The 15,341-nt window shown below is 64.7% G+C and carries 16 protein-coding genes; 8 read left to right on the top strand and 8 right to left on the bottom strand.

Annotated elements, in window-relative coordinates; all coding sequences use genetic code 11:
- From CG471_RS08785 to CG471_RS08775, 3 genes are all read left to right on the top strand, one after another.
- The coding region (locus CG471_RS08785; protein ID WP_143560177.1) for a PhoH family protein at window positions 1-370 on the top strand (370 nt) is incomplete at its 5' end.
- A gap of 24 nt (window positions 371-394) precedes the next feature.
- A complete protein-coding gene (gene ybeY / locus CG471_RS08780; protein ID WP_099231607.1) occupies window positions 395-904 on the top strand; it encodes an rRNA maturation RNase YbeY in 510 nt (169 codons plus the stop codon).
- A gap of 69 nt (window positions 905-973) precedes the next feature.
- Entirely contained in the window at window positions 974-1,921 is a 948-nt protein-coding gene (locus CG471_RS08775) for a hemolysin family protein (RefSeq protein ID WP_099231606.1), read from the top strand.
- A gap of 26 nt (window positions 1,922-1,947) precedes the next feature.
- Here the strand turns inward: CG471_RS08775 and CG471_RS08770 are convergent, their stop codons facing one another.
- On the bottom strand, window positions 1,948-2,640 hold the full coding sequence (locus tag CG471_RS08770; protein ID WP_099231605.1) for a hypothetical protein: 693 nt from the start codon (window positions 2,638-2,640) through the stop codon (window positions 1,948-1,950).
- Between the two features lie 102 nt (window positions 2,641-2,742).
- Between CG471_RS08770 and CG471_RS08765 the strand changes: the two genes are divergently transcribed.
- Window positions 2,743-4,185, top strand: coding sequence for a DUF2142 domain-containing protein (locus CG471_RS08765; RefSeq protein WP_099231604.1), 1,443 nt, complete (start codon window positions 2,743-2,745; stop codon window positions 4,183-4,185).
- On the opposite strand, the gene CG471_RS08760 is transcribed toward CG471_RS08765, so the two are convergent.
- From CG471_RS08760 to CG471_RS08745, 4 genes are read right to left on the bottom strand one after another with little or no spacing between them, the layout of a single operon-like run.
- Entirely contained in the window at window positions 4,159-4,800 is a 642-nt protein-coding gene (locus CG471_RS08760; RefSeq protein ID WP_099231603.1) for a phosphatase PAP2 family protein, read from the bottom strand. The two genes, CG471_RS08765 and CG471_RS08760, sit on opposite strands and share 27 nt — an antisense overlap.
- Window positions 4,778-6,193 (bottom strand): dihydrolipoyl dehydrogenase, encoded by a 1,416-nt coding sequence (gene lpdA, locus CG471_RS08755; protein ID WP_010336022.1) that lies wholly within the window; start codon window positions 6,191-6,193, stop codon window positions 4,778-4,780. The genes CG471_RS08760 and lpdA overlap by 23 nt, the downstream gene beginning before the upstream one ends.
- A gap of 41 nt (window positions 6,194-6,234) precedes the next feature.
- Complete coding sequence (locus CG471_RS08750; protein WP_004207606.1) at window positions 6,235-6,636, bottom strand: acyl-CoA thioesterase; 402 nt, start codon at window positions 6,634-6,636, stop codon at window positions 6,235-6,237.
- Window positions 6,636-7,943, bottom strand: coding sequence for a pyruvate dehydrogenase complex dihydrolipoamide acetyltransferase (locus CG471_RS08745; RefSeq protein ID WP_099231602.1), 1,308 nt, complete (start codon window positions 7,941-7,943; stop codon window positions 6,636-6,638). The genes CG471_RS08750 and CG471_RS08745 overlap by 1 nt, the downstream gene beginning before the upstream one ends.
- Before the next feature lie 189 nt (window positions 7,944-8,132).
- On the opposite strand from CG471_RS08745, the gene CG471_RS08740 reads away from it, so the two are divergent.
- The 4 genes from CG471_RS08740 to CG471_RS08730 all read left to right on the top strand — a co-directional run bounded on the left by CG471_RS08740 (window position 8,133) and on the right by CG471_RS08730 (window position 11,035).
- The gene (locus CG471_RS08740) at window positions 8,133-8,588 is read left to right on the top strand and encodes a universal stress protein (RefSeq protein WP_004207608.1); all 456 of its coding nucleotides are present in this window, start codon (window positions 8,133-8,135) and stop codon (window positions 8,586-8,588) included.
- Window positions 8,585-8,917 carry a hypothetical protein gene (locus tag CG471_RS30120; RefSeq protein ID WP_143560176.1) on the top strand — a complete coding sequence of 111 codons (333 nt, stop codon included), beginning with the start codon at window positions 8,585-8,587 and terminating at the stop codon, window positions 8,915-8,917. Before CG471_RS08740 ends, CG471_RS30120 begins: the two co-directional genes overlap by 4 nt.
- Window positions 8,918-9,014: 97 nt before the next feature.
- On the top strand, window positions 9,015-9,851 hold the full coding sequence (locus tag CG471_RS08735; RefSeq protein ID WP_099231601.1) for a transcription factor jumonji, JmjC: 837 nt from the start codon (window positions 9,015-9,017) through the stop codon (window positions 9,849-9,851).
- Window positions 9,848-11,035, top strand: a complete 1,188-nt coding sequence (locus CG471_RS08730; RefSeq protein ID WP_099231600.1) for a GNAT family N-acetyltransferase — start codon at window positions 9,848-9,850, stop codon at window positions 11,033-11,035. The genes CG471_RS08735 and CG471_RS08730 overlap by 4 nt, the downstream gene beginning before the upstream one ends.
- 24 nt (window positions 11,036-11,059) lie before the next feature.
- On the opposite strand, the gene CG471_RS08725 is transcribed toward CG471_RS08730, so the two are convergent.
- The 3 genes from CG471_RS08725 to CG471_RS08715 are packed head-to-tail and all read right to left on the bottom strand — an operon-like array spanning window position 11,060 to window position 15,275.
- A complete protein-coding gene (locus CG471_RS08725) occupies window positions 11,060-12,523 on the bottom strand; it encodes a TolC family protein (RefSeq protein ID WP_099231599.1) in 1,464 nt (487 codons plus the stop codon).
- Window positions 12,524-12,525: 2 nt separating this feature from the next.
- Entirely contained in the window at window positions 12,526-13,596 is a 1,071-nt protein-coding gene (locus CG471_RS08720) for an HlyD family secretion protein (RefSeq protein WP_099231598.1), read from the bottom strand.
- Window positions 13,593-15,275, bottom strand: coding sequence for an ABC transporter ATP-binding protein (locus tag CG471_RS08715; RefSeq protein WP_099231597.1), 1,683 nt, complete (start codon window positions 15,273-15,275; stop codon window positions 13,593-13,595). The genes CG471_RS08720 and CG471_RS08715 overlap by 4 nt, the downstream gene beginning before the upstream one ends.
- Between the last annotated feature and the right edge of the window lie 66 nt (window positions 15,276-15,341).

The following is a 15,341-nucleotide window of genomic DNA, read 5'->3' as shown; positions in this document are numbered from 1 at the left end:
GCACGATACGCTGCCGGCCGAACAGGTCGAACGGCGCATCGCCAGCGGCGAGATCGAGATCGCACCGCTCGCCTTCATGCGCGGCCGGACGCTGGCCAATGCCTTCATCGTGCTGGACGAGGCGCAGAACACCACCATCGCCCAGATGAAGATGTTCCTGACCCGATTTGGCGAAGGCAGCCGCATGGTCATCTGCGGCGATCCCAAGCAGGTCGACCTACCGCAGCCGGGCATTTCGGGCCTTGCCGACGCGGTCGCGCGGCTGGACGGGGTCGAGGGCATCGCCATGGTCCCCTTCGGCATTGGCGACGTCGTGCGCCATCCGGTGGTCGGCCGCATCGTCCAGGCCTATGAGGGGCCGGATGCCTAAATCTTCACAACGGATCTCAACATTATGATCGAAGTCGCTGTCCTTCATGAAGAAGGCTGGCCCGGCGCGGACTGGGAATTTCTCGCGCAACAGGCGGTTTCGGCCGCCATTGCGCACAGTCCCTATGCCGCCTTCGCGACCGACTCCACCCTCTATGAAGTCGCGGTCAAGCTGACCGACGATGATGAGGTCCATCAGCTCAACCGTGCCTATCGCGAAAAGGACAATCCGACCAACGTCCTGTCCTTCCCGATGGTGCAGGAAGACCTGCTGGAAGTGACGGCCAACACCGACGATGGCGAGGTTCTGCTGGGCGATATCGTGCTGGCCGAGGGGGTCTGCGCCGCCGAAGCCGCGGAAAAGGGCATATCGGTCGCCGACCATGCCACGCATCTGATCGTCCACGGGACTTTTCATTTGCTTGGATATGACCATATGGACGACAATGAAGCCGAGGCGATGGAAGCGCTGGAAATCCGCGCGCTCCTCAGCCTTGGCCTGGCCGATCCCTATGGGGATCGGGACAATGGTTGATCATGCTTATTCGGATCCGGTCTATCACCGGCTTCGACAATGTTCTGAAACAAGGGAATAGGAAGTAAGATGGCTGAAGGCAGCCCGAAGGATAGCGCCGGTTCCAAGGAAGCGGACAGTAGTAACGAGGGCGGTTTATGGAGCGGCCTGAAGTCGCTCCTGTTCGGCGAGAATGAAGCCCCCAGCCTCCGCAAGGAACTGGAAGAGGCGCTCGACGAATATGATGAGGAAGAGCAGGAAGAGGGCGCGGCCCCGCCTGCCAAGGGCGATCTGTCCGCGATCGAGCGGCAGATGGTCCGCAACCTGCTGCATTTTTCCGAACATACGGTCGACGACGTCGCCCTGCCCCGCGCCGACATCGTCGCGATCGAGGAAAAGGCGAGCTTCGGTGAACTGGCCGAACTGTTCGCCGAGGCCGGTCATAGCCGCATCCCGGTCTATCGCGAGACGCTCGATACGATCGTCGGCATGGTCCATATCCGCGATGCCTTCGCCATCCTCGCCGGCAAGGCGCCGGTGCCAGACACGCTGGCGCCGCTGATCCGCCAGCCGCTCTATGTGCCCGAAAGCATGGGCGCGCTCGACCTGCTCGCCGAAATGCGCGCCAAGCGCACCCATCTGGCCATCGTGCTCGACGAATATTCGGGCACCGAAGGGCTGCTGACCTTCGAGGATCTGGTCGAGGAAATCGTCGGCGAGGTCGAGGACGAGCATGACGACGCGCCCGAAGCCATGCTGGTGCCGCTGGAAGGCGGCATGTGGGATGCCGACGCCCGCGCCGAACTGGACGACGTCGCCGAGGAAATCGACCCGCGTCTGGGCGAGATCGAGGAAGATGTCGACACGCTGGGCGGCCTCGCCTTCGTGCTCGCCGGCCGAGTCCCCGAACCGGGCGAGATCATCCCGCACGAACAGAGCGGCTGGAAACTGGAAGTCCTGGCCAGCGACGGCCGCCGCGTCACCCGCCTGCGGCTTCACCCGCCGGTCGAGCAGGAACTGGAAGCGGAAGAGGCCTGAGGGCCTCTTCCTTTTTCAGGACACGCCTAGGGCGTTTGCCTGTCAACTTCGCCGTCATCTTTGGCGTCAGGCACTAGCGCCAGTATGCCCAAGGGCTGGCGTTTCACCATCCTCCGGGCAATTGCCAGCAGATCGGCCGGCGAAGCGACATGACAATAGCGGGTGTTCAATATGTCGAGTTGCCGTCCTTTGCGCAGGGCTTGCCCCGTGCAATCACGCTGCAAAAGAGAGAAGCGCCTGATGATCCCATCACCGCGCTCGCGCGCCAGCAGCAGATAATCGCTGCCCGGTACGGCCCCCTTCTGCAACGCCCAAAGTTCCGTTGCGCCTTGCGTGCCCAGAAATATGAAAAAGGATGGCGCGACCTCCACATGAGCCAGCGCCTCGCGCGCAGATGCCTGCGCGACATTGGCCCAGCAATGGAACACCCCATAGTTGCTGATCCGGTACCAGAATGGATCCTCATCAGGATCGGACGGCTGGATCTGCCAGTCGCCGAAGGCAACACGACTGGTGCAACCAAATTCCTTGGCATCATCACTCGTAAATGCCTGAGGCCATTTATCCTCGGTCTCGTCACCGAACAAAGGCGTGTCGGCATGCAGGATCATCCCGGCCGGCGACTCCTCATCTGGCTCTTCCGCCCATGCCGGCGCCGCGAGCAGCATCAGGGCCGAAAGAAAGCAATATCGCATATTTTCGACCTTCATCATGTCCATCGCGAAATGTTAACGGGGCATATCTAGGGCGTATCAATATCCAACCGAACGGCGGGCATGCGCAGCAAGCGATCTTCTTTCAGGCACCATCCTTATGCCGACATGGCGGTCGCCGCGCCATGGTCGCGTCTCGAACGGATAGTGTTTCTTGCCGTCTGCCTCGCAACTTTGTTGTTCGCGATCCTGACGCCTCCCTTCCAGGCGCCGGATGAGAACCAGCATTATATGAAGGCGCTGGCCCTGTCGCAGGGCCATGTGGTGACACAAATCCAGGGCGACCGGATCGGCGCTGACCTGCCGCGTGCGGCGGTCGATCTTCATGCCGACGATTTCCCGACCGAACCGGACGGCCAGAGCCATCGCTATGACAAGGCGATGATCGACCGCGCCTGGGCCGCCGACGCGGCCCGCCTCGGCACGCGCTTTGCCGAATTTCCCAATGTCGCCAGCTATGCGCCGACGCTCTATGCCCCCGGCGCCGTCGGCCTCGCGATCGGCGACGCGCTCGGCCTGCCGCGCATCGGCGCCTTCTATGCCGGCCGTATCGTCAATGCGCTGACCGCATTGCTGCTGCTCGTCGTCGCGCTGCGCCTCATCCCATTTGGCCGCATGGCGCTGCTCGGTACCGCGCTGCTGCCGACCTTCTGCTATCAGATCGGCTCGCTCTCGCCCGATGCCGTCATCAACGGCGTCGGCTTTCTCGGCCTCGCTCTGGCGCTGCGGATCGGCTTCATGGCGCCGGACCGCGCCAGTACCGCCGCCACGCTGGTCACCGCGCCGCTGCTGGCGCTGGCCAAGGGCGTCTATCTGCCACTGATGGCCGCCGGCCTGCGCTGGCCCGCCCGCTTAACCCTGTCGCGCAACGCGCTGATCCTCGGCGCGATGCTGCTGGGCGCTGTCATCTTCGCTGCCTGGATGAAAGCCAATGGCGGCAGCCAGGCGCTCTATCACATCACCTCGCGCAAGACCGGGGAAAGCGTGCTGACCGCGCCGCTGGCGCAGCAACTCGCCGTGATCCTGGCCGATCCGGCCGGCTATGGCCGCATCCTCGCCTCCAGCATCGTCGAGCGGGCACCAGTCTATGCGCTGCAAATCGTCGGCCGCTTCGGCTGGAACGCGATCCTGCTGCCGCTGCTCGCCTACCCCCTTGCCCTGCTGATGCTGGGCAGCGCGGTGCTGAGCGGATCGGGCGCGCGCTTCGGCCTCGGCCAGCGGCTATGGTGGCTGGCGATCGCGCTCGGAACCGCGCTGCTGATCGAAACCGCCATGTATCTCACCGGCACGCCGCTCGGCGCCGATTATGTCCAAGGGACGCAGGGCCGCTATTTCCTGCCGCTGCTGCCGCTCGTGCTGCTGGCGCTGATGCCGGCCAATCCGCTGCGCAGAGCCCGCCTGCTCTGCGTCGGCGCCGGCCTGACGCTGCTCATCATCGCGATGCTCAGCGCCTGGGACAGTTTCTGGGTCCATGGCTTCGTCACCGCCGACGGCATGCCGCCGCACGGCAACATCACCCGCGCCTTACTGCTGCCCTCGCCGCGCTGGTAGCCAGACCGCGCACAGCATAAGCCAGCCCAGCCCTTCGACCCATCCGGCCATCACATCGCTTGGCCAATGCACGCCCAGCCACACCCGGCTGGCGCCGATCAGCGCGATCATCGCCCCCCCCGCACCATAGGCCCAGCGCCGCCCGGCCAGCATCGCCAGCGCGCCGAAAAACATCATGTTCCCCGCCGCATGGCCGCTGGGGAAGCTGTAGCTATGCACGATGTCGAGATGCGGCAGCAGGTCGGGCCGGGGCGCGGCGAATATCTGCTTGAGGATGAGGTTGAGCAGCGTGCCGCCAATCTCCACCCCCGCAAACCACAAGGCCGCTGCCCGCCGCCCGGTAAAGAACAGAGCGCCCAGCACGATCAGCGACAGGATGATGCGGATCGCCGTGCCGCCGATTGCCGAGGCGAGCCGCATGACCATCGTCACATGCCCGCCCAGCGCCGTCTCGCGCCCTTGGCCAGCCCAGCCCATCAGGCCGATGTTCAGATCGTCGAGCAGACCATGGCGCTGCGCCAGTGCAATTCCCAGCACGCAAAAAAGCGCGAGGATGAATATCCCCGCGCCCTTTGCCAGCATGACCTGCCGATCAGATATGGAGCGCACGCCCATAAGCGGCGAGCACGCTTTCATGCATCGATTCCGAGATGGTCGGGTGCGGGAACACCGTCTGCATCAGTTCGGCCTCGGTGGTCTCCAGCGTCTTGCCGATGGTATAGCCCTGGATCATCTCGGTCACTTCCGCGCCGATCATGTGGGCACCCAGCAGTTCGCCGGTCTTGGCGTCGAACACGGTCTTGGTGAAGCCCTCGGCCTCGCCCAGCGCGATCGCCTTGCCATTGCCGATGAAGGGGAACATGCCGACCTTGACGTCGTAGCCCGCTTCCTTGGCCTTGGCTTCGGTCAGGCCGACCGACGCGATCTGCGGGTGGCAATAGGTGCAACCCGGAATGTTGCGCACGTCCATCGCATGCGGGTGGACATCCTTGTTGCCCAGCGCCTGCGCGATCGCCTCGACCGTGGTGACGGCCTCATGGCTCGCCTTGTGCGCCAGCCATGGCGGCGCGGTGACGTCGCCGATCGCCCAGATGCCGTCGACATTGGTGCGGCCATAGGCATCGGTCTTGATGTGGAAGCGCTGATCGGGCTCGACGCCAACCTCTTCCAGACCGATATTCTCGACATTGGGGACGATGCCGATCGCCACGATGACATGGCTATATTCGGCGGTGATGTCCTTGCCGGCCTTGTCCTTGATGGTCGCGGTCACGGCCTTGTCGGTCGCGGCGATCTTCTCGATCTTGGCACCGGTCAGGATGGTCATGCCCTGCTTCTTGACCGCCTTTTCGAGGAAGGCCGAGACATCGGCATCCTCGACCGGCACGATCCGGTCCATCATCTCGACCACGGTCACGTCAGCGCCCATGTCGTTGTAGAAGCTGGCGAATTCGATACCGATCGCGCCCGAACCGATGACCAGCAGCTTGGTCGGCATTTCCGCCGGGGTCATGGCATGGCGATAGGTCCACACGCGCTTGCCGTCGGCCTTGAGCTGCGGCAGGTCGCGGGCGCGGGCGCCGGTCGCGACGATGATATGCTTGGCGGTCAGCTCTTCGCTCTTGCCGTCCTTGGTGACGGTCAGCTTGCCCTTGCCGGTCAGCTTGCCATCGCCCATGTGGACGGTGATCTTGTTCTTCTTCATCAGGTGCGTGACGCCCTGATTGAGCTGCTTGGCAACGCCGCGCGAACGCTTCACCACCGCCTCGATGTCGGCGCTGATCTTCTCGGCAACCAGGCCATAATCCTTGGCATGCTGCATATAATGGAAGATTTCGGCCGAACGCAGCAGCGCCTTGGTCGGAATGCAGCCCCAGTTGAGGCAGATGCCGCCCAGATTTTCGCGCTCCACAATCGCGGTCTTGAGGCCCAGTTGCGCCGCCCGGATGGCGGCAACATAGCCGCCCGGGCCGGAGCCGAGGACGATCAGGTCATAGGTATCAGCCATGGTCTCTCTCGTTCTTTCGATATCTTGGTCAGGCCGCGCCCTTATTGAGCAGGCAGCGGCGGCACGGAACGGGGTTGGCGATCCTCACCGATCGCCACGAAGGTGAAGGTCGCCTGGGTCACGCGATAGGATCGATCGTCGTGACGGGCACGGCGCCACGCCTCGACATCGATCTTCATCGATGTGCGGCCGACCGACTTGAGCGTCGCGAACACCGACACCTCATCGCCGACGATGACCGGACGGTGGAAGGTCATGCCCTCCACCGCGATCGTCACCGCACGGCCATGGCTGTAGCGTGCCGCAACCGAACCCGCAGCCGAATCCATCAGGCTCATCAGCCAGCCACCGAAAATATCCCCATGGGGATTGGTATCGGCCGGCATGGCGATGACGCGCACCGCCGGGCTATGCTCCGGCGGCTGCTCGTCGATCTTCGCCATCAGGCCAGCATGCCCAGCGGATTTTCGATCAGTTCGCGGAACGCCTTCATCAGGCGGGCGCCGTCGGCGCCGTCGATCGCGCGATGGTCGAAGCTGCCGGTCGCCGACATGACGGTCGCGATCTGCAGGCTGTCATCGACCACGAAGGGACGCTTCTCGCCCGCGCCGATCGCCATGATCATGCCCTGCGGCGGGTTGATGACGGCTTCGAACTGCTTGATGCCGAACATGCCCATGTTCGACAGCGACGCGGTGCCGCCCTGATATTCGCTCGGCTGCAACTTGCCGGCCTTGGCGCGATCGGCCAGGTCCTTCATCTCGTTCGAGATCGCGGCCACACCCTTGATGTCGGCGCCAGTCACGATCGGAGTGATCAGGCCACCGGGGATCGACACGGCGACCGAAATGTCGGCGCGCTTGAACTGCAGCATCTGGTCGCCGGCGAACTGCACGTTGCACTCGGGCACCTGCATCAGCGCGACGCCCAGCGCCTTGATCAGCAGGTCGTTGACCGACAGCTTGACGCCACGGCCCGACAGGCCGGCGTTCAGCTCGCCGCGCAGCTTCAGCAGCTTGTCGAGCTGAATGTCCACCGTCAGGTAGATGTGCGGCACCTGCTGCTTGGACTCGGTCAGGCGGCGCGCGATCGTCTTGCGCATGCCGTTGAGCTTGATGACTTCGTGCGGGATGCCGAAATCCTGTGCGGCGGCAACCGGCGCCGGGGCAGCGGCAGGCGCGGCAGCGGCCGGGGCGGCGGCCGGCGCAGCGGCCTTGGCCGGGGCAGCAGCGGCGCCGTCCAGGTCGGCCTTGACGATGCGGCCGTTCGGGCCGGAACCGGCGACAGCAGCCAGATCAACGCCCTTGGCTTCGGCCAGGCGACGGGCGAGCGGGCTCGCCTTCACGCGGCCTTCGGTCGAGGCGGCGGCAGGCGCAGCCGCTTCGGCCTTCGTCGGCACCGGATCAGCCTTGGCGGCGGGGGCGGCGGCTTCGGCCTTGGCCGGCACAGCATCGGCCTTGGGCGCGGGGGCAGCGCCACCGCTGGCGGCGGCTTCGGCGACATCCTCGCCCTCTTCGGCGATGATCGCGATGACGGTGCCGACCTTCACGCCCTCGGCGCCTTCCGACACCAGGATCTTGGCGACGGTGCCTTCATCGACCGCTTCGAATTCCATGGTGGCCTTGTCGGTCTCGATCTCGGCGAGAAGGTCGCCGGACGATACCTTGTCCCCTTCCTTGACCAGCCACTTGGCCAGCGTGCCCTCCTCCATGGTGGGGGACAGGGCAGGCATCTGGATCGTCTTGCTCATGCGTTCGGGGCCTCTTCTTGATTATCTGGCACGCGCCGTTTCGGAGCCCGTTTTCACCCTTTGGCCGGAACGGTCAAGGCCACGCCTTGCGCAAGGGCCCATAATGCCCCACATTTCACCTCGTTGGTTCGTCGGGGCAGTTTTGACGGGCCGGCAAGGCCGATTTTTGTTTCTCGGGGATATCGAACAATGCGGACATATCTGGTGGTCGTGGACGAATCGCCCGAAGCGGAAACCGCGCTGCGCTTCGCCGCACGCCGCGCCGCCAAGACGGCCGGGACGATCCGCATCCTGGCCCTCATCCCGCCGTCCGAATTCGTCCAATGGGGCGGCGTCCAGGCGACGATGGAGGATGAGGCGCTGCAACGGGCCGAAGCGCTGGTGACCAGCGCGGCCGGCACGCTGACCGACGAATCCGGCATCCGCCCCAGCATCACCGTGCGCCAGGGCGATCCCGTCGCGGTGGTGCGCAAGACGCTGGAGGAAATGGACGATGTCGCTGCCCTGGTCCTGGGCGCCGCCGCCAGCGGCCCGCCCGGCGCCCTGGTATCCCACTTCACCGGATCGGACGCGGGCAAGATGCCCTGCCCGATCATGATCATCCCCGGCGGCCTCGACAGCGACGCGATCGACCGGCTGAGTTGAACCAGAGCCTCAAGGCTTCTCCGCAGCAAAATGCGTCGTGCCGGCGCGTGCGTCCGCGGCGCCCCATCAAGTGCCGATCTCTCGCCGCTGCCGGCAATATCATGATGCCGCACGGTTGCCGCCAGCGCGGCATCCGACAATCGCGCAAGGGGAGAATGGCGCGCACCGAAGATCAACCCCGATCGAAACACCGCATTGCGATCTTCTTCATCGCATCAATGCGGAAACAGACCAGAAATCATTGTCGCAACCATCTTTCATCCAAACCGATATTTCCGCATCACCATTTCAACTCAGCCCAGACAGAAACTGAACTTCTTATGGCCTGAAATATACAGGAAGACGCGCACCTTGCTTAACGCGATCTTCAACCTTGCAGGACAATCTTGCGGCAATTGATCTCGTCATAGCGGAAGAACTTCCTCCATGAGCTTTGTTGCGCCGTCCAGTCTCGGTCCTTTCGCCAGCGCCTATCCGCTGTCACCGACGATGCTGCAGCATAGCCTGACGGGCCATCCGCTGCTCTCGTTCGAAGCCCTGGCAAAAGCCAGCATCGACCTGCCACCGCAATTTGTCGAACGCCGGATCGGCAACGCCCCCAATGGCGGCGAATTCGCGATGGACCGCTCCGACGACGCCGATGTCGCCACCGTCATTCGCTCGATCCAGACCAGCGGCAACTGGATCATGCTCCGCTTCGTCGAGCAACTGCCCGCCTATCGCGAGTTGCTGGCCAGGCTGATGGACCAGATCGGCCCCGCAATTTCTCCAGCGACCGGTCCGGGGCTGACGGTGCGGGGGTTCATCTTCATTTCCGCGCCGGGAACGCTCACCCCGTTTCACTTCGATTGCGAATATAATATCCTCTTCCAGATCGCGGGCGACAAACAGTTCGCGACCTATCGCCCGATGGCACCATGGCTGCCGATCGACCGGCACGAAGCCTATTATGGTGGTGGCGACAATATGCTGCCCTGGAACGACGCCTATGAAGCGGATGCCGACATCCACCCCATGCAGCCGGGCGACGGCCTGTTCATCCCCTATGCCTCGCCCCATTGGGTCAGGGCGGGCGCGGAGCCATCCATTTCGCTGTCGATCACTTGGCAGAGCCAGTGGAGCCAGGCGCTAGGCGACGCCATGCAGATCAATCCGCTGCTGCGGCGATGGGGCCTGCCCACCGGCGACGTGCCGATATGGCCCAAGGCCGCCAAATGGCGCTCGATCGGGTGCCGCGTGGCGCGCAAGGCCGGTCTGTTATGAGCCACCTTCCCGCCTCCGGCAGTTTCCAACCGGACTCAAGCCATGCCTGGCCGATGTCGGACGCCGACCAACCCGCCGTCCGCATCCTGCGCCATGTCGATCTGACGGCCGATGATCGCGCGCAGTGGGCAGCCCTGTCGGCACTGGCCGGGGCCGCCAATGTCTTCGCGCAGGACTGGTTCATGGACGCCGCCCTGAGCCACGCGCCTGATGGCGCTGACGTGCTTCTGGCCGTCGTGGCGCCCATCGATGGACCATGGCTGGGCGTCATGCCGCTGATCGCTGCACCACGCTTCGGCCGGTGGCCCGTTCGCATCTGGCGCAACTGGTCGGCGACCAACCAGTTCCTGGGCACGCCGCTGGTCATCGCGCAGTCCGCTGATCTGTTCTGGAAGAGCCTGTTCGCCTTCCTGGACCAGCGCTCAGGCGGGGAGATCATGCTGCATGTCTCCGGACTGGATGCCGACGATCCGGTCAGTATCGCCCTGTTCGACCGCTGCGAACGGGAAAGGCGAGCATTCCACACCATCCATTGCCATGATCGTCCAGCCTATCGCGCCGGCAAGCAAGGGGAAGGCCGCGGCGACGCGAAAATGCGGAGCCGACTGCGCAGCCTGTCGAAGCGGCTGGAACAGGACCATGGCCCGGTCACGTTCGACATTCTGACGTCTGACGCGCCATGCACAGCCTGGATCGACGCGTTTCTGGACCTTGAGGCATCGGGCTGGAAAGGCCGGGGCGGCAGCGCATTGGCAAGCGACGGCGCGACCCAGGCCCTGTTTTGCGAAGTGATTGAGCGCGGTCATGCGAACGGCAGCGCCCGCCTCGCCACCCTGTCGGTCGGGGGCCGCGCCATCGCCATGTCGAGCTGGTTTGAAGCCGCCATCTGGGGCCATGGCTTCAAGATGGCGTTCGACGAGGATTATCGCGCTTATGCGCCGGGCCAGCTTCTGATGCGCGACATCAGGGATCGCATCGGGGGCCGCCCCGACATGTCCTTCGACAGCTGCGTCCCACGCGACGCCGGGCACTGCCATCGACTATGGGGCAGCAACCGGAAGATTGTCGATGGTGCCGTCGCGATCGGCTCGCCCTGGCACCATGTCCAGTTCGACGCCCTGATGAAGGCGAGAGCCGCCTATGCGGCGATCAAGGCCCGTTTTCCCGACCGACCGGCGACCTGACGCCAGGTTGCAGCGACATGCCGCCTAGCTGCGATCCAGTCCCAGCGCCCGGTCATCGGCCGTTGCCGCCGCCATTTCGGCCTGGGCCGCGGCGATGCGCGCCTGTGCCTCGATCAGCTTGACCGCGGCATCGGTGGCCGCTTCCTCGCGACTATTGACCAGGAAGAAATCGCTCGATCCCAGATCGAAGCGGCGCCGCTCTGCCTGGGCCAGTCGTTCGGCCAGATCGCGCTGCCGCCGGGTCGTATCCACCAGCACGCGCGCGGCATCGACCTCGATGCCGATGCCGGCCACTTCGGTGCGGATTTTCTCCGCCAGATAGCGCTGCTTGACGGTGAGTTCGTCGATCTTCGCCTGGCTCTCGGCGACCTTGCCCCTCGCCTTGCGGTTCTGCAGCGGCACCTTGAAGGTAACGCCGACGATCACCTCCAGCGGCGTGCGGCTATAGCCTCCCAGCCCCTGGGCACCGACATCCTTGGCGACCTGCCCCTCGAAATCCAGCTTGGGGCGGGTGTCGTTCTCGGCCAGCGCCAGCTTGACCGACGCATTGTCGATTTCCTCCAGCAGGATACCGAAGTCGGGACGATCCTCGATCGCGAACAGCGGGTTGATCCGCAGGCCGTCGAACGCGGCGGCGGACGCGGGCAGGCGCGCGGCATCGACGAGGATCGGCAATCCGTCCGCGTCGCGATAATAGAGCGAGAAGCTGTTGGCCGCCGCCATGAACTCCTGCCGCGCCTGCACCACCAGCGCCTCGCGCTTGACCATGTTGGCTTCGTTTTCGGTCAGCAATATCGCGGACTTGGCACCCAGCTGCACCTGCCGCGCAATGCCCTGGCTGCGGCTTTCGGCCAGATCGTAGAGCGCCTCATAGGCCTTGAGCTTGAGGCCGCTCGCCACCCATTTCTGATAGGCGGCAATGGCGCGTGCCTGCACGCCGATGGCGGTCGCCCGCGTTTCAAAGCGCGCGATGTCGATATCGTTGCCGGCGATTTGCGACGCGGACCGCCGCGCGTCGATCAGGCGATCGCGCATCAAGGCATAGAGCGCGCCGATCTTCAGCTCACCCGCGCGATTGGTATAGGCCTTGTCCTCATAGACCGGGAAATCCCCGCGCGAATTGCGATATTGGCCATAGACATAGCCGCCATTGCCAATCAGCGGGCGTTCGACCTTGCTGTCGATCAGCGTGCCGTCATAATAGCCCTCGACCCGGCTGCGGGCGTCCACGGAAAACACCGTGTCGAAGGCGCCCTGTGCGCTGATCGCGCGCCCTTCGGCCTGACGCGCCCGAGCCAGGGCGGCAATGATATCGGGCGCCGAGCGGGCCGAGGATTGCAGCACCTCGTCCAGCGTCAGCGGCGTCGAGGGCTGCCCAGCGGTCGGTACGGGCGTCGCATCGACCGACAGGGCTGCACCGGCCGCGCAGGGCATGGTGCCCGCGCTCATGGCCGCGACCAGCATGGGAAGCGCCATTGCGCGCCACATCGTCACTTCTTCTTCTCGATCGAACTCTTGTCGTCCTTGGGCGCTTTGGCCTCGCCCTTGCCGGCCACCTGATCCTGGCCGAAGTTGAGCGGGAAGTCGTTGAGCTGGCGCCACAATTCATACCAGACCGGCACCGTGTCGCCCTGCACCCAGCCCAGCACCTTGCTGCCCTGACGGACGAAGCGTCGCTCCGGCCAGGCGGTCTTGCCCGGCGCCTGTTCCACCAAGATGCGGAACAACCCGTCGGTGCGCGGCGTGGGGTCAACCGACCGCACCTGGCCGTCATAGATACCAACAGCAAAAGCCGGCCAGCCGCTGAACTGGAAGGCCGGGAAGCCTTCAAATTCGAGCCGCACGGAGCGCCCCGGCTCGACCAGCGGCACGTCGCGCCCGTCGACATAGAGCTCGACCGCGCGGGTGATATTCTCGGGCGCGATCGTCGCCAGCACCGTGCCGGACGAGATCAGCGCGCCGCCCGCTGCGGCATTCAGATCCTGCACCCGGCCTTCGCGCGGCGCCGAGACGATCTGCGCCGAACTTTGCGCGAGCTTGATCTCGATCTGCTTGAGCTTCGCGCGCGCTTCGGCCAGCTTCGCATCGACATCGGCGACCTTGATCTGGGTCTGCTCATAATCGCGCCGGGCGGCCAGCCCTTCGGCATAGAGCTGGCTGGTGCGATTGACGTCGATCATCGCGGTGGCCCGCGCCTGCTGGACCGCCGCGATCTGCGCCTCGACCTGCGCCTTTTCCCCGGCCAGCCGGGCGAGGAAATCGGGATCGACATCGACCACCCGGACGATCGGATCACCGGCCCGGACATGATCGCCGTCCCTGACGTAGAACTCGGCGACGCGGCCGCTCACCAGCGAAGATACGTCGCGGGCGCGGTCCTGCGCGCTCAGCGTCGTGACCTGGCCACCGCCCTGCGCCGTCTGCTGCCAGGGCACGAACAGGATCGCCAGCACGAGCAGGACGCCCATCAGGATGAGCCAAGCGACGGTCGTCACCAGTCGGGGCGGCCGCAACTGGGCGAGCGATGGGAAATGTTCGGCCTGGGCGCGATCGAGCGTCATGGCTGCGCCTCCCGCGCCGCGACGAAGCGGGCAAATTCATCCTTGTCGGTGAACCGTTGCTGCGCGCGCGCGCCAACCCAATACCAGGCGTCGAGGTCGAGCGCTTCGGGGCGCCCGCTGCTCAGCAGCACGGTCGTGCCCGCTGCCCGCAACTCGGCCAGCGTCGCCTTGAGGCTGGCAATCGGCATCATGTCGTAAAGTTGCGACAACAGCAGCACGCGCGGACGGCTGAGCAAGGCATTGGCAAGCTTGAGCTGCATCACTTCGACGATCGACAGCGGCGAGCCGGAGCTGGCGAGCTGGGTATCCAGCCCGTGCGGCAGCCTGGCGAGCCGTGCGCCCAGGCCAACCCGTTCCAGCGCGTTCATGATCCGCGCCCCATCCATGTCGCGGCCTTCGGCGAACGACAGATATTCGCGCAGGGTGACGTCGATGATGGTCGGACGATTGAGCACCATCACTGCTGAGCGCAGCAGATACATGTCGAAACTGCCCAGTTCGCTGCCGCCGATCAGGACGATGCCGCTGTCGGGCGCGGCATGGCGCTTGAGCAGCAGCGCCAGGGCGCTCTCCATGCCCGGTTCGGCCAGGATCACTGCCTGTTCGCCGCTCGCAATCTCGAAATTGATCTGGGCCTTGTCGATCTCGACGTCACGGAAGCGCACCGATCCGTCGCGTGGCGCTTCCCCGCGCTGGCCAAGCCGCTCCTGCGGGATGGCCAGGATTTGCGACAGTTCCTCGCTGCTCGCGACCAGATCATAGAAGGTGTCGAGATAGGAACCGAGCTGGTAGATGCCGTAGAAGACGCCGGACAGGATCAGTTCCGCCGCAACCAACTGCCCGATCGAAAGCTGGCCGGCGAGGATCAGATTGCCGCCGAGCGCGAGCAAGGCGGCCGCCGCGAAGGCATAGACCAGAAAATAGCCCAGCGTCTGCGCGAAACTGTAGCGGAAATAGCGGCGATGCGCGGCGATATAGTCGGCAATGACCGCTTCGGACCGGTCCATCGCGAAATTGAGATGGCGGGCCGACTTGTAGAAACCGTTGGAACCGCCGACGCTTTCCAGCCAATGCGCGGCATTATGCTTGGCATGGCTCACGCCCACTGCGCCGGTGATCGCGCCATGCCGCCAGGCCAGCCAGATCATCAGGCACACCGTCACCAGCACCAGGTTGAAGGCCAGGAAGAAGGGATGGTAGAAACTGGTCACCACCAGTCCCACTGCCCCCTGCAGCACGATGGTGAAGGCGCCGATCACCAGGCTGGGCACCGATTTCTGGACGATCACCATGTCGAAATAGCGGTTGAACAGGCTGCCCCGGCTTTCATCGACGAAGAAGGGGTTCTGCGCATGGACCGCGCGCACGGTGATTTCCGCGACCACCCGCGCAAAGATGCGGCGTTCGAAGATCGCCAGCAGATAGACGCGCAGCGCGCTCAGCCCCGCCACGACCAGCAGCAGCGCCAGCAGCACGCCGGACAGGATCCACAAGGGCGCGACCAGCGCGGTGCGCGCTACCGAGTTGATCAGCAGTTGCACGGAGATGGGGGTGGCCAGCGACAACAGGCTGATCGCCACCGTATAGACGATCCCGACATTCACATAGCTGCGGTCAGGCCCGACGACCTCCGACAGCCACGCGGCCGCCTGCCGCAAGCCGAAACGCTCACTCGCCAACTCGACACCTGTTCCCTGCCAGCCTCATCGAAAGCGCCCCTAACCGCGGCGATTACGGCCCACAAT

It is taken from the genome of Sphingobium sp. IP1, from assembly GCF_002708645.1.
GTDB lineage: Bacteria > Pseudomonadota > Alphaproteobacteria > Sphingomonadales > Sphingomonadaceae > Sphingobium > Sphingobium yanoikuyae.
This window is presented reverse-complemented; position numbering and strand designations above follow the sequence as displayed.